The sequence below is a fragment of the Desulfotomaculum sp. 1211_IL3151 genome (assembly GCF_036763075.1).
GTDB lineage: Bacteria > Bacillota > Desulfotomaculia > Desulfotomaculales > Desulfotomaculaceae > Desulfotomaculum.
Genome location: NZ_JBAIYV010000062.1, coordinates 90244 through 115054, shown reverse-complemented (window position 1 = coordinate 115054; position 24811 = coordinate 90244). Strand labels below are relative to the sequence as shown.

The following is a 24811-nucleotide window of genomic DNA, read 5'->3' as shown; positions in this document are numbered from 1 at the left end:
GAGTATAAAAGATGGAACAAAGATATATCTATTTAATTAGGCATGGGGCCCTGGAAACGAAAGGGGGAAAAAGGTTCATCGGGCAAATTGATTTGCCCATGAGTGCAGATGGCCTTACCCAAGTGAAACGTTTGGGACAAGAACTTAGTTATGTTCGTTTCAGACAAATCTTCTGCAGTGATTTACAAAGATCTCGTCAAACGGCGGAAATGATTGCGGCTAAACACAAGCTGGCACCGAATGTTTGTCCGGAATTAAGGGAAATACATCTGGGGGAATGGGAAGGTAGGTATTTTGAAGAAATCCGTCGCAGGTTTCCTTCTGAGTTTATTCAAAGGGGTAAGGATATTGCCAATTTCTGTACCCCGGGGGGAGAAAGTTTTAATCAGTGTAACCAGCGGGTCCTAGCTAAGCTTGCAAAGATGGTAAGGACCACCACAGGCAATATCCTCATTGTTGGTCATGCGGGAGTAAACCGCCTCATCCTCTGTCATGTATTGGGCATGCCAATAGAAAACATGTTTCGGATTAGCCAGGATTACGGCTGCTTGAATTTGATTAGTTATAGCAACGAGAAGTACCGAGTAAACGTAATGAACAAACTATACCGGATGATGCCTGTTTAGGTATTGACCTTTAATCAAAAAATTAGTATCCTTGTAAATATATGTATAGGACTGTGTGATGGATTCATTGCTCAGTCACGAGGCTTGGCCGCTGTTCGATGGCAGGCTTTAGCTCGGGCACGAAAGGACACCTGTCCGCAAGGGCAAGGTGAACAAGTGAATATAAGTAATGATAAGTGAAACCGTTGCCTTGGGCAGCGGTTTTAATTTTATTAGGGGAGGATAAAATAATGAAAAAAATGCTGGTTCTACTTAGTCTGTTATTGGTTATGGTGTTTGGTTTAGCTGGTTGTGTCAATGATTCTGCCAAGGAAAAAAGCCCGGCTAAGGTTGAACAGGTTGAGCTTACGGTTTCCGCAGCGGCGAGCTTAAAGGAAGCAGCGGAAGAATTAAAAGTGCTCTATACCAAGCAGCAGCCTGAGGTAAAAATTGCCTATAACTTCGGCGCCTCCGGGACTCTGCAAAAGCAGATAGAAGAAGGGGCACCGGTGGATCTTTTTATTTCGGCAGGGAAGAAACAAATGGATGACCTGGCCGCAAAGGATCTAATTATTGAAAATTCACGGCAGGACCTGTTAGAGAATGAATTGGTACTGGTAGCTCCCAAGGATAGTACCATCCAGGATTTTACCGACCTGGCTGGAGCAGGGATTGGTAAGATTAGTATTGGTACGCCCGAGTCTGTTCCGGCAGGGAAATATGCCCAGGAAGCACTAACCTCTCTTAATTTATGGGATAAGCTGCAACCCAAACTGGTTTTGGCCAAGGACGTCCGGCAGGTATTAAATTATGTGGAAACCGGCAATGTTGATGCGGGACTGGTTTATCGCTCGGATGCTTTGATTGCGAAAGAGAGTAAAATCGTGGCAACCGCTCCGGCTGCATCCCACAAACCCATTGTCTATCCAATGGCCATCATCAAGGACACGAAGCAGCAAGCGGCCGTAGAAGCCTATGCAGATTTCCTGGCCAGTGCTGAGGCCCAAGGGATATTTGAAAAATACGGTTTTAAAATAGCTAAAAAGTAAAGGGAAGTCCTATGTTTGCACTTAACGACTGGTCGCCAGTAATTATTTCACTGCGGGTGGCAATCATTGCGGTAGTTATTGTTACCTGCCTGGGGGTGCCTCTGGCTAGGTTCATGGCTAGGGGTGAGTTTGCCGGCAAAGATTTGGTGGAATCATGCATAACGTTGCCCTTGGTGTTGCCCCCCTCGGTGATTGGCTATGGTTTGCTGATACTGATAGGCAAAAACGGCATGGTGGGCAGGGCATTGGCTGAAGCTGGCATAACCATTATTTTTACCTGGTGGTCCGCTGTGCTGGCAGCCACGGTGGTGTCCTTACCCCTGATGTATCAGAGTGCCAAGGCAGCCTTTAAAAGTGTCGATGTAAGCTTTGAGAAGGCGGCCAGAACCTTAGGGGCCAGTGAACTTAGGATTTTCTTTACCATCAGCCTGCCCCTGGCCTGGCCGGGGCTGTTAGCCGGCCTGGTGTTAGCCTTTGCCAGGGCCTTGGGGGAATTTGGTGCTACCTTAATGGTGGCGGGCAATATACCGGGGCAGACCCAAACGATACCAGTGGCTATTTTCTTTGCTGTGGATGCTGGGGACAACACGACTGCCAGAACCCTCGTGGCAATTGTTACGGTTTTCAGTTTTCTAGTCATTTTTTGGGTTAACCGCTGGGCCAGGCGACAGACATACTAAGGGGTGGGTCTTTGTTAGAAGTAAATTTGGTCAAAAACCTATGGCATTTCAACCTGGAGCTAAAGCTAAAGGCAGCCAATGAAATTGTGGTCCTCTTAGGACCTTCTGGCTCCGGGAAAACAACGGTCTTACAATGCTTGGCCGGGTTACTAAAGCCAAGCGCAGGCAGTATAAAAATTGACGACAAGCTAGTTTTTTCAGCAGAACAGAATATTAATGTGCCCACTCGTCACAGGGATATTGGTTACCTGTTTCAAGACTATGCCCTCTTTCCTCATCTGACGGTGAAAGACAATGTACTATACGGTCCCAAGAGCCGCCGGGCAGGGACTGATCTAGAATTAAACCCAGTGGAATTGCTTGATTCCTTTGGGGTGGGCCATTTGCTAAACCGTTACCCCCGGCAACTCTCCGGCGGCGAAAAACAAAGGGTGGCCCTGGCCAGGGCCTTGGCCACCCGGCCTAAGCTGCTCCTGCTGGATGAACCCTTAAGTGCTTTAGACAGAAACACCAGGCTTTCCCTAAGGCAAGAACTAAAAAACCTGCACAAAAGCTGGCAGGTTCCCTTTGTCTTAGTAACACATGATGAGGAAGAAGCAGAGTATTTGGGTGACCAACTAATCGTTATAGAAAAAGGAAGAGTGCAAGAAATAGCCGTGAGCCATGTTGTTGGAAAATAAAGCTCGATACTAAAAAACCCAGTTGTATACTAGCAAATAAAGCGGGTACTAAAAACCAATCATATTAAATAAAATAAAATGTATCTATACATTTAGAATGACCTCCATCCTTAAGAAAGATTGGAGGTCATTCGTTATTATTAGGATAGGGACTATATAGAGTTGCGTTTATGTTATTCGACACATTTCTCAAACATTTTCATACCCGGGATGATAAAATTCTATTATTAAATTAATATGTTGTTTCTTTTTTAATAATGGCGAATATGTCTATAATGCGAACCTAATACGAAATTCGGGATAATTTGGGTTATAGTAATGAGAAGATGGTGTGTGATTTAGTTATAGATACCAGTTTATACTACTGCAATGGTAAACGAAAAATAAAAAATAGTATAAATATTTTTTTGAAGGTGCACAATGGCACGCAGAGTTTTTTTCAGTTTTCACTATGAAAATGATATCAACAGGTCAATGACAGTTCGAAATAGTTGGGTTACACAAGGAAAAGAAGCCGCGGGTTTTATTGATACGGCTGCTTTTGAACAGATTAAACGCCAAGGTGACAATGCAGTACATGGATGGATTGATAGGCAACTTGAAGGCACATCGGTTACTGTTGTTCTTATTGGAGCCGAAACTCTTAGTCGGCCATTTGTCCAGTATGAGATTTGCCAAAGTTTGCAAAGAGGCAATGCAGTCATCGGTGTTCTAATTAATGGAATTAGAGATATGAACACTCGGACGACTTCAATTAAAGGCAATGTTCATACAATTATTGGTTACTATAACGATAAAACGCCAGCATATTTCGATGATATATGTGACGGTGTTTATGACTATTCAGCGCAAGATGGATATGCAAACTTGGGAATATGGATTGAATCTGCTGCAAAAGCTCGCAATAAGTAACGGGGGGACACTGTTATGGAGAACAAACGGAAACATCTGGAGCTAATACAAAACATCATAAGTAGAATGGCAAGCAACTCTTTTATGTTAAAAGGGTGGGCAGTGACTCTTGTTGCAGGCATTTTTGTGTTAGCTGGCAAAGATACTGATAAACTATACTTTTTGGTCGCATATATTCCAGTAATTGTATTCTGGGGACTTGATGCTTATTATTTGCTACAGGAAAGGTTATATCGTTCATTATATGATAAAGTTCGACATACTGACGAAAACAATATTGATTTTTCACTGAAAGCGACTCCTGAAGAATTTAATAGCTGTAAAAATAGCTTTTGGAATTGCCTGTTCTCAAATACAGAGTTGTGGTTTTATTTACCGTTGGCATTGGTTTGTACCGGAGTCGCTTTTGTTACACATATCTAAACCGTCAAACATCAGTAAAAAGAGAAGGAGATCATATGCCAGGGGTAACAAAACATATTTATAACCATGAAATAAGAGATATTATGACGATGTGGAACCATCAGATAAAATCAATACAATTAGTATTACCAAAATATTATACCGAAGACGATATAGTTTCCACCCTGAAGCACTACTATCCTCATGAGTGGAATTCTGTTGAATTTAAATATTCTTACTATCAAACAAAAGATAACTATTTGAACAACCGTTTTGGAAAAATACGTTTTTGTATGAAGAAACCAGAAATATTGATTCTAAACGTTTCAATATATAAAAAAATTGTGTTGCCTGAATACCGGAAGGTCTACTCGGATAATTATTCAGAAAAAGAACGTGCTTTTGCAGAAGAAAAATTATGGGCAAAAAGAAAACCAAAAATAGGAAAAATAGATCAAAAAATTCAAAAAGCATTAATTAAAACTCAGCAGGTAACGCCATCTTTTATTGACCAGCTGCTTGGCCTATATGAAAGAAAAAATACTAGCCAGAAAGAAAGACTGTATATTCTTTTGGAACTCAAAAAATATTACAGTCCTAAGATTGTTCAATTCTTCTTCAAGCTGAACGATACAGAGCTAAACAAACAATTGCGCGAGGAAACGTTTCATCATTTGCAGAGCTTTAATTATCAGCCACGAGCAAGAAGGCAAAAGTATATGCAAGTGCATACAAAAAACGCTAGAAGAAAAAAGTTTTTAAAAGATGTTTATCCTTATCAAACATACACTATTCCCCAAAATCCAAATGAACTTGAGTACCGAATAGAGAATTCAAAGGATCAAAAGCTTAAGGAGTTCGATTATTTTATTTCACATAGTAGCTACGATAGTGTTTCGGTGCAAGAATTAATAAGGGCTGAAAATCAGCAAGGAAAAAACGTATTCTGTGATTGGATAAATGATGTAGATTATTTAAAACGCCATTTATTATGCAGTGCCACACTAAAGGTTATAGAAAAAAGGTTAGAACAATCAAAAGCTTTGATTTTTGTTTCATCAGAAAATTCCCGAAATTCTATCTGGTGTAAATACGAGTTGAATTATTTTAGGGAGCTTAACAAACCAATGTATACCATTCGGATAGAAGATATTGGTAGTAATATCTTTGATCTTAAACTACTAGAAAGTAGCTCGTACATTGATTCAGCTTATAAGAACCTAGCATTATTAGAAGGTTCACGCGTTATTACATGATCTGCCAAATAATGGTGAGTTTCCAATTATGTTTATACTTGGATGCATTGAACTTCAGATATGGCTAATAATGGGCAGTTCTATAATGGTCTTGTTATAGCAATAATGCGAAATTCGTGTAAGGTTGGCAATGGCTATAACACCGCAGGAAGGGAGCTAATCAGATGAAACATATTGAACATCTTGTAGACAGGTGCTCTGATGATCACACGATAAAGCAAGCATTTCAAAATTACAAGCATTTGTTCTGGGTAAACACCTTTTTAAGCCATCTAAATAAAGCACTAGAAAAAGTGTATCAAACTAACAAGAGAGCATATAACGACTTTGTACAAAATAAAATTCCTGCTGTAAGTGGTGCTAGTTTCAATAAGCATTCATTAATATCCTCGTTATGCGAAATAAGCATAATGAACACTTTCATTTGTCAAAGTGAATGCCCCGAGTCCCTTTTATATGAGCCTAAATTGCGTTCAGACAACAAAAAGAATGTTGAATTTTCAATACAAATCAAGGGTGTTAAATACAATATTGAGGTTAAGTCCCCAAATCTAAGTAATTACTACAGTGATTTGGAATCCAAAATAGAAAAACATGGCGTTGTAACAAGATTTGACACCCGTGCCTTTGGAAAGCCGGAGCAAGTTGATCAAATGCCTTCTCCTGGTATCAGGGTTAAAGACTTTTTAGTCGATGCAAGTCTAAAATTTCCAAACAGCAATCTGCCTAAGCAAGTCAACATTTTATTTATAGCTTGGGATGACCATACAGACCAACCATGTATTGAATTGCAGCATCCAATTCACGGATTGTTGACACAAAACTCATGGCATAAAGATAACGATGGACACCCCATCCTATTCTCTAATATAAATCTGATATTCATTTCAGATTTATATCAAAACATTATTGCACATTTATCTAGCGGAGATATTCCGTTGCCGAGTTTTCTTACTGGAGTACCTTATTTTGAACGTAATTGCAGATTTCCACCTAATCAAGTTAACCCATTTTTTCTTCCTTATTCCAGAAATGTTCTAGTTAAACCTACTGTTGATCTTGAAGACCCACAAATAAGAGAAATCATTTTTAACATTCCTGTAGCCTTTAGTGATCAATCAGTTGATATGATTGATGAAGAATACGTTGCTAAATACGGAACAGATATCAAGATTTCCTTCAAATAAAAAAAGATGCCATTATCAAGATAAGATAGGGCTCTTGTCTGAGACTGAGTTGCAAATCATGTTTATAACATGTTAAACAAACATAAGTTTTTAGTTTCGCATTATCCATATAATGTTCAGAGGATTGAACCAAATAATGGCTCAAATCCATCATTTGGTTCAGCACCATCAAAGATTGAAAATTTAATGTCCCCTAAGCAACAGCGAGGGATCTTAAGACTAGCCTTCCAAATGAAAGAAAAGATCCTTCGCTACCACTAAGGCTAACAGGCTGACGGCTTAAAGCCCACGGCCCTAAATCTTTTGCACTAAATCAGTATATTTCAAGTCGTGTTTCAATAGGTTTTTCTCCTTCATCCATTGGAGAATGTTGTTAACATCTTCCTCGGTGGGTACCTGGGGTTGGGGATAATGCTGTAGGCTGTAATCCTTGGCTATTGGTTCGGGAATGTTTACATTTTCCACCATTAGCTGCTTGTATTGTTCCGGGTTGTTGTTTAGATCTTCCACTGCCTTGGCATAGGCCAAGTAGAAGCTTGCCACAGCGTCTTTCTTTTCAGCCAGTGTTTTTTGGTCAAAGAGTATCACCGCTTGGGAAAGATTTCGGCTGGTATCCTGGGCGATCACCTTGGCACCCTTGAACTCGGCAAAGGTCACCATTGGGTCCGGTACGGTAATGGCATCAATTTGCTTGCTAAAAAGCATTTCCATACGGATAGGGATTTTGGGAACGGAAGTTTTCTTAACCTCTGAGGGGTCAATTCCGGCATCCTTTAACAAGCCATCGGAAACATATTCAATAATGGAGTTGTTGGAAATCCCCAGGCTTTTTCCTTTTAAATCTTGCAGTGTTTTAATATCAGACCCGGGGGCGGCCACAATGGCAAATCGACCTTCTTGGGGAGTGGCCCCTAGGGTGATGGAGGTCATCTTTAAATCCAAGCCGGCATCTTTCATCAGGGTTGCCACAATCATGTCTGTAACCATCCCATTCAGGCTGCCTGATTGCATGGCGTTACCCTGCTCCACGGCACTTTGAAAGCGGACTAATTCTACCTGAAGATTTTCTTCGGCAAAGTAGCCGTTCTTCTCTGCCACCACCATCGGCATAATATCCTCAATGGGTAAAACGCCGATCTTTAATTGCTCCTGTGCTTCTCTTTGGGGCGTTTTCTTTTCCTGGGTGCATCCAGCCAATAAGGACATGGCCAATAGCAAGACCAGGGCCATTAATAATTTTTTGCCAAATTTCACCTTCATTAACCACCTTCCTATAACCAATACAAAGAATGAACCAACATTCATTTTATTATTTTTATCTTAATTATTCCTAAACCGAAAGTCAATAGCTTTATGCTAGTTTGGGTGTTCTAGGTTGTAACAAATTGTGCAGCATAAGATCCTAAAAAAACAGGCATAAAAGCCCATGGCTTTCACCCAAGATTTCGAATGCTGAAGGCTGATGATCGACGGTTGACAGCTGATTTTTTCTTTAGAGAAGGAAATTGTCATAAAAAAACGAATTCCATTAAACCATATACTATACAACTCTTAAGGGGATTATTTGCTATGTCACAATCTACCGAAAACCTAAGTGCCTTTAAAATCTGGATGCTGGCCATCCGACCCAAAACTTTGCCAGCGGCCATGGGACCTGTTGTTGTGGGTGCATCCCTGGCCATTGGTGAACAGGGTTTTGCTTTTTTTCCAGCCCTAGCAGCTTTGTTGGTGGCACTGCTGCTGCAGATTGGTTCAAATTTGGCCAACGATGTATTTGATTTTAAGAAAGGCGTTGATACCAAAGAAAGAACCGGGCCCCTAAGGGTTACCCAGGCAGGACTCTTAACGCCTGGTCAGGTTATGGTGGGCATGTGGTTGGTCTTTGCCCTTGCCTTTGCTCTGGGACTTTATCTTACCTGGGTGGGCGGCTGGCTGATCCTTGCCCTGGGAATTGCCGCCATCATCTCGGCCATTGCCTATACCGGCGGACCCTTTCCCTTGGGCTACCATGGTTTAGGTGAAATCTTTGTCTTTATTTTCTTTGGGCCGGTGGCTGTCTGCGGTACTTACTATGTACAGGCTGGTCATGTCAGTACCGCTGCTTGGTGGGCCTCGTTACCCGTGGGGTTTTTAATAACAGCTATTTTAGTGGTTAATAATTTCCGGGATCTGCCTACGGATAAAAAAACAGGCAAAAGAACCATGGCAGTTCGTCTAGGACCAGTGGCTACCCAGTGGGAATACTTTCTCCTGTTGGCAGCTTCCTTTGCTGTGCCACTTCTTATGTGGCTGCAGCACCTTGCTTCGGCTTGGGTGCTTTGCGCTTGGCTGGCGATGCCCTTTGCCCTGCCGCTGATTCAGGATATGAAGACCAAAAAGGGGCGTCCCCTCAATGCTACATTGGCCGGAACTGCCCGCTTGTCGTTGATTTTTAGCATTTTGTTCTCAGTGGGTTATCTTTTAGGTGAACTTTTGTAAGTTTATAAATTAACCCAGGAGCACAGGATTTTTTCTGCCTGGTCCAATAGGACATAAAGGAAGAAACCCATAAGGCCCATGGCGATAATGCCTGCAAACATCTCCTCATAATTCATCCGGCTGAGGGAGTCCATGATAAAAAAGCCGATGCCAGTTTGGGTGGCGTAGGTTTCGGCCAAAAAGAGCACCGCCATGGCTGTACCTAAGCCCAGCCTGAGGGAGGTGAGGATGGCCGGCAGGCAACCAGGCAGATAAACGTGGCGGTAGAGGTCCCAGGAGGTGGCACCGAGGGACTTTAGGGAAAAAACATATTCCTTCGCCATGTTTTTGGCTGCATCTCTTGTAGTCACTAAGATTTGATAAAAGGTGATTAAAGTAATCAAAAGTATTTTTGAACTATCCCCGATTCCTAATATTATTAAAAAGACAGGCATAAAGACCACTTTGGGAATGGGGTAGGTTATATAAAGCAGGGGTGCTATTTTGGCATCCATTTCCGGGTTTTTGCCCAGCAGGAGGCCCAGTGGCACAGCCAGGATGGTGGCCAGGACCAGACTAATAAGTACCCGGTAGAGGCTTACTCCCAGATGGATCAGAAGATTTCCCTGGATGTTTTGGAGAAAGCTTTGCAAAGCATCCAATGGCAGTGGAACGGCGGGGCTTTTTAATAGGACGGCAAGCAGCCACCACAGCAGCAGGAGTAGGGCCACTGACCAGAGGAAAGAAAATATCTTTTCGGTATTTTTAAATACCCGCCGCATACTGGTCCCTCCTGTGCAAAAACGAACGTAGGAAATTACACATTTCTAAAAAGGGAATCTTTCCCCGCAGGTCGGAATCTCCGGCCATTTCATTTGCTGCTACTTGAACGATCTGACCCGGACCAGGTGACATGACAAAGATTTTTTGCCCTAAAAAGACTGCTTCCTCAATGTTGTGCGTGATTAATAAAATGGTCAACTTCGTTTCCCGCCAGATTTCCAGGAGGAAATCCTGAATTTCTTCCCGGGTCAGGGCGTCCAGGGAGGAAAAGGGCTCGTCCATCAGAAGCAGCTTGGGTTCCAGTACTAAGGCCCGGGCAATGGCCACCCGCTGTCTTTGGCCGCCGCTCAGTTGGGCCGGGTATCTTTTAGCCATTGATAAAAGCCCAAGTTTACTGAGCATTGTTTCGGCTTGGGTTTGGATTTCCTGAGGTGTTTTTTTTCTCAGTTGCAACCCTAAAACGACATTTTCCCAAACTGTTTTCCAAGGCAGCAAGCCGTAGTCCTGTAAAATAAGGGCTGTTTCCCCACCGCCCCGGGGTGTTTGCTGATCGATCAGGACCTGGCCGGTATATTGGGTATTTAAACCTGCCAGCACATTAAATAGCGTACTTTTACCGCAGCCGGAGGGGCCGATGATGACCCCTGTTTTACCCTGGGGAAGTGAAAGATCAACTGAGTTCAGCGCAGTGACAGTCTTTCCCCTTTGTATATAACTGACACTTAAGGATTTCACAAAAAGATAATCAGCAGCTGACATCGGATTTCCCCATTCCCCTCAAGTTATATTTCATTAAAGTCGTACAGACCTCTTCCAGATTTTCTGGTTTACCTTGCCGCAGCCAATTGATAATTACCTGACGGAAACTCCCCACAAAGGCTAAGGCAGTGATAAAGGTATCCTCATCCGGTATTCTGCCCTGACTTTTTAGCTCGTCCAGGTCTTCCTTGGTTAGTTTGATGAGTTCATTTTCAATTTCAATTAACTTAACATTAAAGGCATTGTTGACGCCTGGGACCTGCACCAGAAGGATTTTAGCCATGTTTTTTTCCTGAATGAATAGTTTAATACAGGCTTCCATAGAAGCTTGCAGCTTATCGAAACCGTCTGTGTAATTTGCTCTCTCCCTTTTGATATAATCCAGAAGCTCATGAAACATTTCTTCAACAATCATATTAATGAGGGCATCTTTGTTGGTAAAATATAGATAAAAGGTGCCAGTGGCTATTTTTGCCTTTTTAGCGATGGCTTTAATGGAGGTCCCCTGGTAACTGTTTTCCGCAAAGACTTCCCGGGCAGCCCTCAATATTTCCTTTTTTTTCGTTTGCAGTTTTTCTGTTACTTTAATTAGTTTGCCGATACACCATGTCAAAATCACCTCACGAAGAATAAAATGAATAATCATTCATTTTATTCTTCTATTTTATGCAGGTTTTGTGTTTAAGTCAATGAGACTTTGTGACAATGATAAAAGGCCGACCTCAACGGGAGATCGGCACAGAAATAAATATTATTCTAGGTGGGTACTACGATCGTACATATAGCCGCCAAAGTCGATAAAGCTGGCAACCCTGGCTCCGGGAGGCAGGGTAACTCCTTGCAGGACCATTTCTTTAAAGGTAGTAAAGCCTGTACGATCTACAATATAACCCACATGCTCTTTGGCCAGGGAACGATCAATATATTGATCAATATAGGTATACAGGTTGGCACAGACCTTTAAAACGGTGTCGCGATCTACCCACTCCAGAAAACTACGGGCAATGCGGGGGTTTTTCTTGCCTGTACGGCCCATGATAATTACTCGGAAGCATTGCTCGCCTCTGGTCCAAGCGGCAGTGGGGCATTTTAAAACACATTCGCCGCAGCCAATGCAGCGCAGGGGGTCTCGCTTTACTTTGTAATTCTCAAAGGTTAGAGCCCCGGTGGAAACTTTTTTGCAGTTTTTGACACAGGCTTGGCAGCCGATACAGCGGGAGGCATCATAAATTGGCTCCACTTGACCAATGATACCAATATCCTGCATATGGGCCTTAATACAGTCATTGGGGCAACCTGTGATGGCAATCTTGACATGTGGATCATTGGGGTAGATGGTTTTCTCCACCTCCCAGGCTAGGGAAGTGGTATCAAAGGTGGCATTGGGACAAACCCGATTGCCAATGCAGGAAGAGACATTGCGGGTGCCAGCGGCAGGATATCCCAGGGTAGGATGGTCCAGGGATACGCCCCGGTCAATCTCCAGTTCTTGAATAATCGGTGCTAACAGGGCATTTACTTCTGCCATTTTGGTGAAGGGGATACCTGGTACTTCAAAGCCCTGCCGGGTGGTAATATGGATGGTGCCGTTACCAAACCTTTCGGCTATGTCCTGAATAAGAGGTAAGAATTTAACCGGCAGGTGACCACCGGGCACTCGGATGCGCAGACAGGTTCGATCACGGGTTTTGGTAATACGCCAGGCATTTTTCATAACCTTCTTGGTGTTTATATCCATTGCTTCTTACCCCCTTAGTCCAATAGACCCTTGGCTTTGGTATAGTTAAAGACCGGGCCTTCCAAGCATATATAGGTATCATCTATCTTGCAGTGGCCGCACTTGCCGATGCCACAGCACATTTTTCGCTCAAAGGAAACCCAGATGTTTTCCTCAGCAATGCCTCGTTTTAAAAATTCCTGGGCCGTAAATTTCATCATGATCGGTGGCCCTACGATAATCCCTCGCACATTGTCCAGGTTTGGGATGGGTATTTCTGGCACCAATTTGGTAATGAGGCATTCATGGCAGTTCAAAGGATTTTCCTGCCCGGAAATTTTATCAACCGAGAGGAATACGGGGAAAGCCTTGGACCAGTGGGCCAGTTCCTGTTGGAAAAGAACGTCGGAGGGGCTTTTAAAGCCAGCCAAAAGATTCATTTGAGCCAGTAGCCCCGGGTTGTGGTAAAAATAATTAATCATGCTTTTAACCGGTGCCAGACCAGTGCCGCCGGCAGCAATAATCAAGTGTTTGCCAGTGAACTGGGGCACAGGGAAGCCATGGCCATAGGGGCCACGGATAAAGAGATGATCCGCTTCGTCCAGAAGGTGAATAACATTGGTGACTTTGCCCACCCTTCGGATGGTCATATCAATGTATCCTTCACCAAAGTCGCTGATGGAGATCGGGCATTCGCCAACGCCGGGGAGGGATACTTCCACAAACTGACCCCACTGGGGTTTTATAGCACAGGCCAAACGATAGGTCCAGTCAATGTCTGTTTCTTTGGTAACACGGATAATCTCCGCTTTAAAGGGTAAATAGGGGTTATTGGTCACGGTTTTTCACCTCCTGCATGGCAGCTGCCAATTTATTTACACAATTGGCATAAGAAATGTATTCAGGGCACACATCATCACAACGGCCACACCCCACACACATGTGGATGCCAAATCTTTTCTTGAAATCATAGACCTTGTGCAAAACCTTGAAACGCATGCGTTGGCCCTTTTCTTGACGGAAGCTGTGTCCACCAGCCATATCGGTAAAACCATCGATTTGGCAACTGGCCCAAACCCGCCGTCTTTCGCCGCACTTGGGGTTGTCCTGATAGAATAGATCCTGCATGGTAAAGCAACTGCAGGTGGGACAGGAGGTGTTGCATCTGCCGCAGGCGATGCAGCGGGAATTATATTCATCCCAAATAGAAGATTTGGCCACAGATTCATCCAGGTTAGCCGGGATGGTGACAACCAACTGGTTTTCCCTGACAAACTGTGGTGTGACTTCGCAGGGGGTACCAAGGGAGTTAAAAAGTCCGTCCAGATCCTCCTTTACTTGGCAGAGGAAGTCGCCATTTTCTGGGCGAAGGGAGAAGCTGAAGTTTTCTGTTACATTGGTGCCCATGGAAACACAAAAACAACGATCAAAGCCTGTGGGGCAATCCATTAAAACAAACTTTAGTTTATTCCTGAGTCCTTCATAATAGTAATCAGCCTGGGGTCCATTGTGCAGCATGATTTTGTCCAGGCGAGAGACAGCGTGAATATCACAGGAACGCAGGAAAATAATAATACCCCTTTGGTCAATTTGTGGTTCACGATACTCCTCTTCGGTAAAATAAAAAAGGGTTTGATTAATTGGGTAATAAATTTCTTTGGGGGAAAAATAGGATTTGCGATCAAAGACCACATCTTCAATTTGCTTGATCTCACCATAGCCCACCAGATCCGTATCCGAGAAGCGGCCCTTACCCTTCAAGAGCACCGGGGCATATACGATGTAGTTCTTCTGTAGTTGGGCAAGAAGGTTGTTAAACTTTGTACTTGAAAACCGATAACCCACCTAGCATCCCTACCTTCAATAAATAGTTGATTATATGATAACACGAAAAATTGGAGGTTGCTGTGAGTTGGGTCACTTTTCAGATAAATTTGGACATATGTGGAAGACTCCCCCCGTCACACCCCCTCGGAGAGGGAGGTTTTTTAAGAATCCCCCTCCGAGGACAATGTTACGATAGTGACAGGGGGAGGCGGAACCTTTCTTTTTAATCTACGCTGTACAATATAATTGGAGGGAAATGGTTATTGTAGAAAGTCCTATTATTATTTATAATGAAAGAAAGGTTTTTCACAAGGGGGCGGTATTATGAAGCGAATGATAGATACCTTCTGCTGGTTTCTGGGACTAGTGGTTATCGCCAAGCTTCTTTTTAATAACCAGTCCTTGGGTTATTTTTGGTTTATCATCGCTGCCCTAAGTGTTTTCTTTGGCTGTCAGTCCGGTAGTAGATTAGAATTGGCCGAAAATGCAAGTGTACAGATAGCCGCCTGGCTGAAAAACTATCAGGAATTATCCTATTATAAACAACAGCTATATCTAAGCGAAGTCATAAATAACGCCATTCGGAGCAACCAGACCAAGCAGGCTTTAGAGTTTTTAGATCTTATCCTCAAGGCTGAACCGGATAATGAGACAGCGAAGACTTTAATGGTATCAATCTGGGGTGCTGAATTAATCAGTACATAGCCAATTAATGAAATGAAAAGGAGTGTCGCATGCTACTAAACAAGTAGTTTTGCGGCACTCCTTTTTTCTTTGTGGATGGGTTGCGAATTTAATTAATTTTCTGTCATAAGTTAAACATTATGGGGTTGATAATTTATAAGTATTTTACTTTAGTGTGACAACCTCGTAGAATTTAACATGACAAAAGAAATTGACATGAGGGGTTGGCATCGATGAAATTGGACAACAGCATCAGAAACAGTATCGTTCCAGGCATGATCTTAGCATTTGTTATTGCTTACGTATCAGAGTTTATTCACAAGAGTATTGTCATTGGTGGTCAAAAGCCGATCAGTGGTGTAATCATTGCCATTCTCCTGGGCATGTTGGTAAAAAATACGGTAGGTGTTAATAAGCTTTTTGAGCCGGGTATAAATTTCGCTATGAAAAAGGTCCTTAAAGCCGCCATCTTCTTACTGGGGCTTGGCCTAAGCTTTATCACGGTGGTTACCACTGGATCAAAGGCCTTAATGATTATTGTAGTCTGTGTTACCTTTGCCATTACAGCAACCTATTTCTTTGGTAGAAAAATGGGCTTACCGGATAAACTGGCTACACTGATCGGTATTGGAACAGCCATTTGCGGCAGCACAGCAATTGTGGCAGCATCTCCGGCCATTGATGCCAAGGACGAGGAAGTAACCTTCTCCGTTGCAACCATTACTATTTTCGGGGTTTTGGCGATCTTCCTGTATCCCTTAATCGGTAAAGTACTGTTGCTAACAGACATGCAGTTTGGTACTTGGGCTGGGGTTGCTGTCCACGAAACCGCACAGGTGGTGGCTGCGGGCTTTGCCTATAGTGATCCAGCCGGGCAAATTGCCACGGTGGTTAAATTGACCCGTACCGTGTTGCTGGCTCCCATTGTGTTGATCCTGGGTGTGATCTATACCAGGAGACAAAAGGATGTTGCCGGTGGCCAAGGTCAAAGGGTGAACTATTTTAGAATCTTCCCCTGGTTTGTGGTAGGTTTCCTGGCCATGGCTGGCCTGCGTACCTTTGGTGATACCATTTGGTTGAATAGCGCAGTGTGGACAAGCTTTTTAAGTAATTCCCAGATACTTTCGAAGTTTCTAATTGTTACCGCCATGGCAGGTGTTGGCTTGTTGACTAGCTTTAATGATATGAGAACCGTAGGAATCAGGCCCTTCATAGTTGGTTTAGTGGCATCACTAATCATGGCAGTGTTTAGTATCACCTTAATTTTTGCACTGGGTATATAAAATAAGCAATAAAAAGGGAGCAGCCAGCTACGAGCAAGTAGTTTATGGCACTCCCTTTTAGCCGTCAGCCATGGGCCTTTTTGTGCATATTGTGCTTAAAGGTCCTTAGCGCAGGGCTCATGGCCCGTTACGAGGGAATCAAGCAATTTGAATTTTTTGCCGATAGTCAAAAAGAAAATTGATAAATTCCTCCACCACTGGGGGTTTAAATTTATTTTGGTGATGAATCAGATAAAATTCCCTCCGTAGGGGCATTTCCTTGATCTGAACGGGCACCAGCGTGCCTAATTTTAGTTCCTTTTGTACGGCCCACTTGGAAAGAATCGTAGTACCAAAACCAGCTTCCACCGCCTCTTTGACAGCTTCGGTGCTGCCAAGTTCCATGACCATATTTAGCTTAGCCAGATTAACCCCCACCTCCTCTAAACGCTCCTCGGCAATTTTTCTAGTTCCCGAGCCCATCTCTCTCAAAACCAGCGGCAACTTCACCAGTTCTTCGATGGAGATATACTTTCGATTGGCCAACGGGTGGTCTGGTGAAAACACAATCACCAGTTCATCCTGCATAAAGGGAGTGACGATCAATTCTGGGGCATCTACGCCGTGCTCCACCAAACCTAGGTCCAATTCATGTTTTAAAACCATATTTACAATGTGTTCTGTATTGGTGACCAAAAGCTTTGCCTTTACCTGTGGGTGGTCCTTATTAAAGATACCCAGCACCCTGGGGATGACATATTCACCCACCGTAAAGCTTGCTCCCACGGACAAAGGACCTTGGATATGACCGGTAAAGTTAGAAATATCTTTTTCCGCCTGATCAATGAGGGTTAGGATTTTATCCACGTACCCGTAGAGGATACGTCCTGATTCTGTAATCGTGATTTGTTGGCTGGTGCGTTCAAAAAGCTTTGTTTTGAAATGGTCTTCTAAGGATCGGATATGCATACTGACGGCCGGTTGGGAAATGAATAAAGCCTGTGCCGCCCCAGAAAAACTATTCTTATCGGCTACGGTCTTAAAGACTTGAAATTGGTATAGACCCATATCTTCCTCCAGTTTGATGATTATCTTTGCTGTCAATATCTCCAAATCTAACACAAAGTATATTATATACGAGCGAAACTGTAAGGAGGATAAAATTTTCCAAAAGTGTGATAAAATTAACAGTTATATGACTCTGTTTTTGATAAAATTAATAAAAATATGAATACTAAGTATTGAATTGCTAATTTTTAAAATAATGATGCTTGTTTAATTTATAAGGGGTGATGCTATGCATATTCTAGTGTGTGTAAAACAAGTTCCCGATACCACAGAGGTTCGTATTGATCCAGAGACAAACAATTTAGATCGATCCAGTGCACCTGCCATTATAAACCCCTATGATAGTCATGCGGTGGAAGAGGCAGTTCGGATAAAAGAATGTTTTGGCGGAAAGGTAACCGTTATTTCCATGGGTCCACTTGCTGCCGTAGAGGTGATAAAAAGATGCATTATGTTAGGCGCCGATGAGGGTTATCTTTTAAGTGATAGGGCCTTTGCCGGTTCGGATACCCTGGCCACCAGTTATATTCTGGCCAAGGGTATTGACGTGATTAGCGGCAAGGAGCCCATTGATTTGATATTTTGCGGCAAGCAGGCCATTGATGGGGATACCGCCCAGGTGGGCCCAGGTATTGCCAGGCGATTAGGCCTGCCGCAACTCACCTATGTACAGGAGATTGAAGATGTGGACAATGACAAAAGGGAAGTAACTGTTCATCGCAAACTAGATGATGGTTATGAAGTGGTTAAGGCAAAACTACCCTGCCTGATTACCGTGGAAAAGGAAATTAATGAATTAAGATATGAAAGCCTGCCCAATCTCATACAGGCAGCCCGCTACCAACCCATTATCTTAGGAGCAGCAGACCTAAAGGCAGATCTTAGCCAAATGGGTCTGAAGGGTTCCCCAACTTCGGTTAATAAAATTTTTGCCCCTGCCCAAAGGGGTCAAGGGGAAATATTAAAGGGTTCGGAAAAGGATATTGTTGATCTTTTGGTGCAAAAATTATCTCAAAAAGTAGTTTAAGAAATACTAAGGGGTGATTAACATGGCAGTCAAAGTAACACCTGCCTGCATGGGCTGTCAGGCATGCATCACAGCTTGCCCCCATGAGGCACTTTTTATAAATGAAGACGGCCTATGCCAGGTAATTGAGGATAAGTGTATTGAATGTAGTGAATGTGTCGGAGTCTGTCCAGTCACTGCCTTAGAACTGGCCAAGCAGCTTGATACCACCGAATACGTTGCCAGCCAGAAGCTGCCTGAAAAACAAGAATCGGAAACAACTCCGACCACCGAAGCGGCAGCCCAGCTTAGTGGGGATTTAGGTAAATATAAAGGAGTTTGGGTGTTTATTGAGCAAAGGGAAGGTGAGATTGCGCCGGTTTCCCTGGAATTATTAGGGGCGGGACGGCAATTGGCCGATAAATTAGGTGTCGAACTTGCCGGGGTTATCCTTGGTTACCAAATTTGCGGTTCGGAAACTAAGCTTTATGAGTATGGGGCGGATAAGGTGTACCTTGTAGATGACCCGATACTTCGTTACTATCGGGCGGAAACCTACATGCAGGTTTTTGTTAAACTGGTTCAGCAATACTTACCGGAGATCATATTAATGGGTGCAACTACAACAGGACGTGATTTAGCCGGAGCAGTGGCCACCGAACTAGAAACCGGATTAACCGCCGATTGCACCGTGCTGGATATTGATTTGCAACAGCGCTTACTGTTAGCCACACGACCCGCCTTTGGCGGAAATATCATGGCTACCATTATTTCCAAAAATCACCGTCCCCAAATGTCAACGGTTCGTCCTAAGGTTATGAAGATGGCCAAACCAGTGCCTGGGCGGCAGGGTATTCTGATCAAATCGGAAGTAGACTTAAATGAGGCAGATATGCTCACCCAGGTGTTAAGGATTGTCCAAGATCAAGGGGATAAAATTAATCTCCAAGACGCTGAAATAATTGTGGCTGGTGGCCGTGGACTGGGGGATAAGGAAAATTTCCAGAAAACCTGCTATGGCCTGGCCGAAGCCATTGGCGGCAAAGTGGGGGGGTCCAGGGCTGCTGTGGAGGCAGGCTGGCTGGACCATAAATATCAGATAGGGCAAACCGGAATAACGGTGGCACCCAAAATTTATTTTGCCTTAGGTATTTCAGGGGCCATTCAACATCTGGTTGGCATTCGCGGCTCAGATGTCATTATTGCCGTCAACTCTGATCCGGAGGCTCTCATATTTAAGGAATGTACCTATGGCATTGTTGGGGATGCCACCAAAATAGTACCTTCATTAATCGAACCCCTCCGGGAATTATTTAAAGGAAAAGGTTCTAGGGACACGGCAAAGGGTGAAGGGGGGACTCGCTGTGCCTGAAAAGTTTGATGCGATTGTTGTTGGGGCCGGGGTTGCGGGCCTTGCCGCAGCCTATAAATTGGCTAAGGCAGGTTTATCTGTGGTGGTAATTGAGCGGGGTGATTACCCGGGAGCAAAGAATGTGATGGGCGGTGTTCTTTACCGTGCCATGCTGGAAGAATTAATACCGGAATTCTGGAAAGAAGCCCCTTTACAGCGACCAGTGGTTGAACAAAGGTTTTGGCTAATGGACGAAGATTCAGTGGTGACCACTGGCTATAAAGGTCAGTCCTGGGCGGAAGAACCCTATAACTGCTTTACGGTTTTTCGGGGCCAATTTGACCAATGGTTTGCCCGCAAGTGCACCGAAGCAGGTGCCCTCATTATTAATGAAACCACGGTGGAATCCTGCATTGTCGAGAATGGCAAGGTGGTAGGGATTCGAACCACTAGACCGGACGGGGATCTTTATGCCAATGTTGTGGTGCTGGCCGACGGAGTAAACTCACTTTTAGCGAAGGAGCTGGGTTTTCATAAGGAATGGCAGCCTCAGCAAGTGGCTTTGGCGGTGATGGAGGTATTGAAACTTCCTGCCCAGGTTATTGAAGAACGGTTCAACCTAGAATCGGGCATGGGAACCACCATCGAAATCTTTGGCAGTGGTACCCTGGGCATGGTGGGGACATCCTTTATTTACACCAACAAGGAGCATATCTCCGTTGGTGTGGGGGCACTGCTTTCCCAGATGCGGGAAAGGCAGATCCGGCCCTATGACCTGCTGGAAAATTTAAAAAATCACCCGATGGTCCGCCCACTGGTTCGGAAGAGTGAGCCGGTGGAGTATTATGCCCATTTAATTCCTGAGGGAGGCTATAACGCCATTCCCAAAATGGTGGGGGATGGTGTTGTGGTGGTGGGTGATGCGGCTCAACTGGTCAATAGTATCCATCGGGAAGGCAGTAATTTAGCCATGACCTCGGGTAAATTGGCAGCAGAGGCAATCCTTAGGGCCTATGAAATTGGTGAATTTAATGAACGGGCCTTGTCTCACTATCAAGAAAAACTATGGGATAGCTTTGTTATCTCAGACCTGAAAAAATATAAAGATACCGCGGAACTGTTTGAGAACAGGCCCCAATATTTCAACCAGTATATACCAGCAGCAAATATGGCTCTGCGTGAAATGCTAACGGTGGATGGTACCAGCAAAAGTGACAAACAAAAGCTTGTTGCCCAGAAATTCTTGGGCGGCAGATCCATGTACTCTATGGCTAAAGATATTTATCGAGCTTGGAAGGCGGTGAAATAATGAGTGAGCCAAGGCAAGGTTTAAAGTACCTGGATAAGGAAGTTAATATTGATGATAAATTATATCTAAACCGCTGGAAGCCTGACCAACAATCCCATCTGGTCATTAAAGACCAATCCGTCTGCGCAGAGAAGTGTTCGGAAAAAAGTTGTACCGTGTTTTGTCCCGCCAGGGTCTATGAATGGAGGGATGGCCGTATTGCCGTGGGCTATGAAGGCTGCCTGGAATGCGGTGCCTGCCGCATCGCCTGTCCCCACGATAATATTGAGTGGTGCTATCCCCGGGGAGGCCATGGGGTTCAGTTTAGATTGGCCTAGTATAGAAAATAAGCTTCGTGAGAAATGCCAGGGCCACAGATTTAAAGCTGGTCCCAGACCGGAAATCTAATTTGATAAGGTGTAAAAAACGTAAAAGAGGCAAAAACAGCCTCTTTTTATTTATCCGAAGAAGTAGGACAAAGTATTAGCTAAAATGTGGGTAAAATTTACCCCGGGAAAGGTATTGAAACATACCACAAATAGAGATAAATTTGGTAAAACAGACTTGCATTGTAGTTTTATAGGTCAATAAATAAATTCAAGTCGAAAACTAAAGTAGATTAAATATTCCAAATTATTGAAAACTTATGCAACCTGTACTATGATTTTAGTAATAAAATTATTGTTTGTACCAGGCCGATCAACTTATACTAAAGAAATTATTTTAATATATTTGCAGCTTGTGGATGGGTGTAATGCTTTTTCTTTGAATGGAGGAGATGAGATGGCTTCTAAATTCAATAGATCGAATGCTGCTCAACAACTCTATCACCAAAATAAATCAGTAAAAGAGCTTGAGAAAAGTGATTTGATTGATTTAGAGCAGGTATTTGCTAATTCGTATGATCCTATTCTTGTTACAGACAAAGATGGCTATGTTATTCTAGCTAATCCGTCAACAAGAAAAATGATGGGAATTAGTCATGATGAAATAATTGGCAGCAATGTGAAAAACTTGGTCAGTAAAGGTTTATATGACAGATCACCGGCCTGGGAGGCTTTAGAAACGCGATCGGTGGTTACGGCCATGGTAAGGACCTGCATGGGAACAAATTTAATGTGTACCAGCATACCCATTATTGATAAAGATAATAATGTCGCAATGGTAATTACCAATGCCCGGGACAATGATATTTTTGCGAAATATCGGGCCAGTTTAGAAAAGAAAAGAATAGAAACAGAAAGGTATAAATCCGCTGCGGAATACCTGGGTGAGGTAGATTTGGATTTAAGGCTGCCGGTGGCAAGAAGCAGAAAAATGCGTAAAATTATTGCATCTTGTAATGTTATCGCTAAGGCAGACAGCTCCGTTATCCTATATGGGGAATCTGGTACCGGCAAAGAGGTAATTGCCAGGTATATCCATCGAAATAGTCTTCGATCCAATGAGCCAATGATTCCGGTGAATTGTGCGGCAATTCCCAACGAATTATTAGAATCAGAGTTTTTTGGCTATGAGCCGGGTGCTTTCACCGGAGCAAACCCAAAGGGAAAACTGGGACTGTTTGAGGTTGCTGATAAGGGAACCTTGTTTTTGGATGAAATTGGTGAATTACCATTATCCATGCAATCAAAACTACTAAGGGTATTGGAAACGGGTGAGGTTAAAAGGTTAGGTAGTACCGTCATCCGCAGGATCAATACGAGAATCATTTCTGCTACAAATAGAGACTTAGAAACCATGATAAAGGAAAATACCTTTCGCAGTGATTTATATTATCGACTGAATGTTATCCCATTATATTTACCACCCCTCAGGGAAAGGATAGCGGATATTTGTGTTTTGGCCAACAAGTTTTTACAGGAACTAAATAAAAAATACGCATTGAGCAAAAAGTTTACCGACAAGACCAAAGAGGTCTTTCTTCATTATAGTTGGCCTGGTAATATACGGGAGTTACGCAATGTTACGGAAAGACTGGTAGTCACATCCATTAATGATGACTTGGCCTTTGATGATGATTTTATTTTGGGCGGCAAAGTAAAATCAAGTACGGTGGATGAGGATTATACAGAAAAAAAGATACCCTATAAGGGAACCTTGAAAAGTGTTTTAAAAGCGGTGGAGGAGGAATATATCAATCAAGTACTTACTGAATGTCACGGTAGAGTAGGGGAAGCGGCTCTGCGTTTAGGAATCCACCGAAGTATGCTTTATAGAAAAACCAAAGTCATGGAGTCCTAAGGTTGCATTTTTAGAAAATTGTATACGAATAGAGACAAAAAGTGGTAGACATTTTGCAACTACCTTAAGGGTTGGGTAGTGACTAAAAAAATAATTAGCGGCTTAATAGTCCAAATTTACTGTTTATTGAGTAAATTTGGACTATTTTTAATTCTTTTACATTTGAGTTTAAAATTGGTATGGGTTTTGCTCTTAATAGCTATTAACGAGTGCACTCAGATAATTTAAAAGGTGGTGATACAGGGCAAAACCAGTAAAGAGAGCCAAAAAGATGACGGCTAATTTAATAAGCGGTTAATTCTATTTTTGATAGATAACGATCCAAATGGAGGGAAAAGGATGAAAAAAGTTGTGATTACAAGTGCTGCCAGAACGCCGGTTGGGGCCTTCTTGGGCGGACTTAAGACAGTGCCGGTAGAAGACCTTGCTGCCATAGCCGTTAAGGAAGCAGTAAGACGATCGAATCTTGACCCCAAAGCCGTTGAGTCGGTGATCATGGGCCATGTAGAAGGTTCCATGGATGTAACCAACCTAGGACGTCATGCGGCTTTGCTGGCTGGTTGTGAAAACGCTCATGGCATGCAGGTTAATCGAATCTGCGGCTCCGGCTTTCAATCGATTGTATCCGGCTGGCATGAAATATTGACGGGTGTCTCAGAGATTGTGGTGGCAGGTGGTGCGGAAAGCCTTTCCCGTGCTCCTTACTATTTGCCCCTTAATGTGCGCTATGAAGGCTTCAAGAACAACTCTCAAAAACTTAAATGTGCCAATGAAATGTCCCATATGAATGCTGCTCCCAGTCAGATGTATCCTCAAGTATGGATGGGTGTTACTGCCGAAAATATCGTTGAGCGATATGAAATTTCACGGGAGGATCAAGACCTCTTTGCCTATGAAAGTCAAATGAAAAATAAAGCAGCGGTAGAGAGAGGCAGGTTTGAAAGGGAGATTGTTCCCGTTGAAATTAAAAGTAGAAAGGGCAGTACCTATATTTCCAAGGACGAACATGCGAAGCCAGACACTACCTTGGAATCATTGGCTAAGCTAAAACCAGCTTTTAAAAAAGATGGAACCGTTACTGCCGGCAATGCTACGGGTTTGAATGATGGTGCTGCTGCCCTTGTGTTAATGTCGGAAGAAAAGGCCAAATCCCTGGGTCTTGAACCCATGGCCTATATTGTGGATTATGCTATTGGTGTTTGTGATCCCATGGTTATGGGCTTAGGCCCGGCCTATGGAATTCCCAAATTGCTCAATAAAGTTGGCCTAAAGATGACAGATATTGACCTGTATGAAATTAATGAAGCCTTTGCCGGACAGGTTCTTGGTTGTTTAAGAATGATGGATGTATATATGAACGAGTCAGAGGTTATGTATCCTAAACTGAATGTTAATGGAAGCGGTCTGGCTATGGGTCACCCCTTAGGAATGACTGGCAGCAGAATAGCAATGACACTGGCCTACGAAATGATGGAGCGTCAGGTACGTTACGGTGTTTGTACCGCCTGCATTGGTGGCGGAATGGGATTGGCTATTCTGCTGGAAAGGCCTTAATAAAGGGATGTTTCAACCTGGTGGGAGGAAAAATTGCGAA

The 24811-nt window shown here is 43.3% G+C and carries 25 protein-coding genes; 17 read left to right on the top strand and 8 right to left on the bottom strand.

Features of this window, described 5'->3' with window-relative positions:
* Positions 1-11: 11 nt before the first annotated feature.
* The 8 genes from cobC to V6C11_RS17505 all read left to right on the top strand — a co-directional run bounded on the left by cobC (position 12) and on the right by V6C11_RS17505 (position 6771).
* Entirely contained in the window at positions 12-626 is a 615-nt protein-coding gene (cobC, locus tag V6C11_RS17540; protein WP_333532492.1) for an alpha-ribazole phosphatase, read from the top strand.
* Between the two features lie 230 nt (positions 627-856).
* Positions 857-1654 carry a molybdate ABC transporter substrate-binding protein gene (modA, locus tag V6C11_RS17535; RefSeq protein ID WP_333532491.1) on the top strand — a complete coding sequence of 266 codons (798 nt, stop codon included), beginning with the start codon at positions 857-859 and terminating at the stop codon, positions 1652-1654.
* An 11-nt stretch (positions 1655-1665) separates the two neighbouring features.
* Positions 1666-2334: a molybdate ABC transporter permease subunit gene (modB, locus tag V6C11_RS17530; RefSeq protein WP_333532490.1), complete on the top strand. Its 669-nt coding sequence runs from the start codon at positions 1666-1668 to the stop codon at positions 2332-2334.
* An 11-nt stretch (positions 2335-2345) separates the two neighbouring features.
* Entirely contained in the window at positions 2346-3014 is a 669-nt protein-coding gene (locus V6C11_RS17525; protein WP_333532489.1) for an ABC transporter ATP-binding protein, read from the top strand.
* A 420-nt stretch (positions 3015-3434) separates the two neighbouring features.
* Complete coding sequence (locus V6C11_RS17520; protein WP_333532488.1) at positions 3435-3926, top strand: TIR domain-containing protein; 492 nt, start codon at positions 3435-3437, stop codon at positions 3924-3926.
* A gap of 15 nt (positions 3927-3941) precedes the next feature.
* On the top strand, positions 3942-4349 hold the full coding sequence (locus V6C11_RS17515; protein ID WP_333532487.1) for a hypothetical protein: 408 nt from the start codon (positions 3942-3944) through the stop codon (positions 4347-4349).
* Positions 4350-4384: 35 nt separating this feature from the next.
* Positions 4385-5584: a toll/interleukin-1 receptor domain-containing protein gene (locus tag V6C11_RS17510; protein WP_333532486.1), complete on the top strand. Its 1200-nt coding sequence runs from the start codon at positions 4385-4387 to the stop codon at positions 5582-5584.
* Positions 5585-5748: 164 nt separating this feature from the next.
* Positions 5749-6771 (top strand): hypothetical protein, encoded by a 1023-nt coding sequence (locus V6C11_RS17505; protein ID WP_333532485.1) that lies wholly within the window; start codon positions 5749-5751, stop codon positions 6769-6771.
* Between the two features lie 294 nt (positions 6772-7065).
* Here V6C11_RS17505 and V6C11_RS17500 read toward each other — a convergent pair whose 3' ends face one another.
* The gene (locus V6C11_RS17500) at positions 7066-8031 is read right to left on the bottom strand and encodes an ABC transporter substrate-binding protein (RefSeq protein ID WP_333532484.1); all 966 of its coding nucleotides are present in this window, start codon (positions 8029-8031) and stop codon (positions 7066-7068) included.
* Between the two features lie 309 nt (positions 8032-8340).
* On the opposite strand from V6C11_RS17500, the gene V6C11_RS17495 reads away from it, so the two are divergent.
* Positions 8341-9249 carry a 1,4-dihydroxy-2-naphthoate polyprenyltransferase gene (locus V6C11_RS17495; protein ID WP_333532483.1) on the top strand — a complete coding sequence of 303 codons (909 nt, stop codon included), beginning with the start codon at positions 8341-8343 and terminating at the stop codon, positions 9247-9249.
* 2 nt (positions 9250-9251) lie between these two features.
* On the opposite strand, the gene V6C11_RS17490 is transcribed toward V6C11_RS17495, so the two are convergent.
* The 6 genes from V6C11_RS17490 to asrA all read right to left on the bottom strand — a co-directional run bounded on the left by V6C11_RS17490 (position 9252) and on the right by asrA (position 14332).
* Complete coding sequence (locus tag V6C11_RS17490; protein WP_333532482.1) at positions 9252-10010, bottom strand: ABC transporter permease; 759 nt, start codon at positions 10008-10010, stop codon at positions 9252-9254.
* Positions 9994-10770, bottom strand: coding sequence for an ABC transporter ATP-binding protein (locus V6C11_RS17485; RefSeq protein ID WP_333532481.1), 777 nt, complete (start codon positions 10768-10770; stop codon positions 9994-9996). The genes V6C11_RS17490 and V6C11_RS17485 overlap by 17 nt, the downstream gene beginning before the upstream one ends.
* Positions 10757-11416, bottom strand: a complete 660-nt coding sequence (locus tag V6C11_RS17480; protein WP_333532480.1) for a TetR/AcrR family transcriptional regulator — start codon at positions 11414-11416, stop codon at positions 10757-10759. The genes V6C11_RS17485 and V6C11_RS17480 overlap by 14 nt, the downstream gene beginning before the upstream one ends.
* A gap of 105 nt (positions 11417-11521) precedes the next feature.
* Entirely contained in the window at positions 11522-12508 is a 987-nt protein-coding gene (gene asrC, locus V6C11_RS17475; protein WP_333532479.1) for a sulfite reductase subunit C, read from the bottom strand.
* Positions 12509-12522: 14 nt separating this feature from the next.
* Positions 12523-13326 carry an anaerobic sulfite reductase subunit AsrB gene (gene asrB, locus V6C11_RS17470; RefSeq protein ID WP_333532478.1) on the bottom strand — a complete coding sequence of 268 codons (804 nt, stop codon included), beginning with the start codon at positions 13324-13326 and terminating at the stop codon, positions 12523-12525.
* Positions 13316-14332, bottom strand: a complete 1017-nt coding sequence (asrA, locus tag V6C11_RS17465; protein WP_333532477.1) for an anaerobic sulfite reductase subunit AsrA — start codon at positions 14330-14332, stop codon at positions 13316-13318. The genes asrB and asrA overlap by 11 nt, the downstream gene beginning before the upstream one ends.
* Positions 14333-14638: 306 nt before the next feature.
* Here asrA and V6C11_RS17460 point away from each other — a divergent pair, with 306 nt between their 5' ends.
* Together V6C11_RS17460 and V6C11_RS17455 are read left to right on the top strand one after the other, a co-directional pair.
* Entirely contained in the window at positions 14639-15019 is a 381-nt protein-coding gene (locus V6C11_RS17460; RefSeq protein ID WP_333532476.1) for a hypothetical protein, read from the top strand.
* A gap of 212 nt (positions 15020-15231) precedes the next feature.
* The gene (locus V6C11_RS17455) at positions 15232-16281 is read left to right on the top strand and encodes a YeiH family protein (protein ID WP_333532474.1); all 1050 of its coding nucleotides are present in this window, start codon (positions 15232-15234) and stop codon (positions 16279-16281) included.
* Between the two features lie 138 nt (positions 16282-16419).
* On the opposite strand, the gene V6C11_RS17450 is transcribed toward V6C11_RS17455, so the two are convergent.
* Entirely contained in the window at positions 16420-17364 is a 945-nt protein-coding gene (locus tag V6C11_RS17450; RefSeq protein ID WP_333532473.1) for a selenium metabolism-associated LysR family transcriptional regulator, read from the bottom strand.
* 193 nt (positions 17365-17557) lie between these two features.
* Between V6C11_RS17450 and V6C11_RS17445 the strand changes: the two genes are divergently transcribed.
* From V6C11_RS17445 to V6C11_RS17420, 6 genes are all read left to right on the top strand, one after another.
* A complete protein-coding gene (locus V6C11_RS17445; RefSeq protein ID WP_333532472.1) occupies positions 17558-18355 on the top strand; it encodes an electron transfer flavoprotein subunit beta/FixA family protein in 798 nt (265 codons plus the stop codon).
* A 22-nt stretch (positions 18356-18377) separates the two neighbouring features.
* On the top strand, positions 18378-19706 hold the full coding sequence (locus V6C11_RS17440) for an FAD-binding protein (RefSeq protein WP_333532471.1): 1329 nt from the start codon (positions 18378-18380) through the stop codon (positions 19704-19706).
* Positions 19699-20994, top strand: a complete 1296-nt coding sequence (locus V6C11_RS17435; protein ID WP_333532470.1) for an FAD-dependent oxidoreductase — start codon at positions 19699-19701, stop codon at positions 20992-20994. The genes V6C11_RS17440 and V6C11_RS17435 overlap by 8 nt, the downstream gene beginning before the upstream one ends.
* Positions 20994-21311: a ferredoxin family protein gene (locus V6C11_RS17430; protein WP_333532468.1), complete on the top strand. Its 318-nt coding sequence runs from the start codon at positions 20994-20996 to the stop codon at positions 21309-21311. The genes V6C11_RS17435 and V6C11_RS17430 overlap by 1 nt, the downstream gene beginning before the upstream one ends.
* A 445-nt stretch (positions 21312-21756) precedes the next feature.
* On the top strand, positions 21757-23217 hold the full coding sequence (locus tag V6C11_RS17425; protein ID WP_333532467.1) for a sigma-54 interaction domain-containing protein: 1461 nt from the start codon (positions 21757-21759) through the stop codon (positions 23215-23217).
* Positions 23218-23556: 339 nt separating this feature from the next.
* On the top strand, positions 23557-24771 hold the full coding sequence (locus V6C11_RS17420; protein ID WP_333532466.1) for a thiolase family protein: 1215 nt from the start codon (positions 23557-23559) through the stop codon (positions 24769-24771).
* Positions 24772-24811 lie beyond the last annotated feature (40 nt).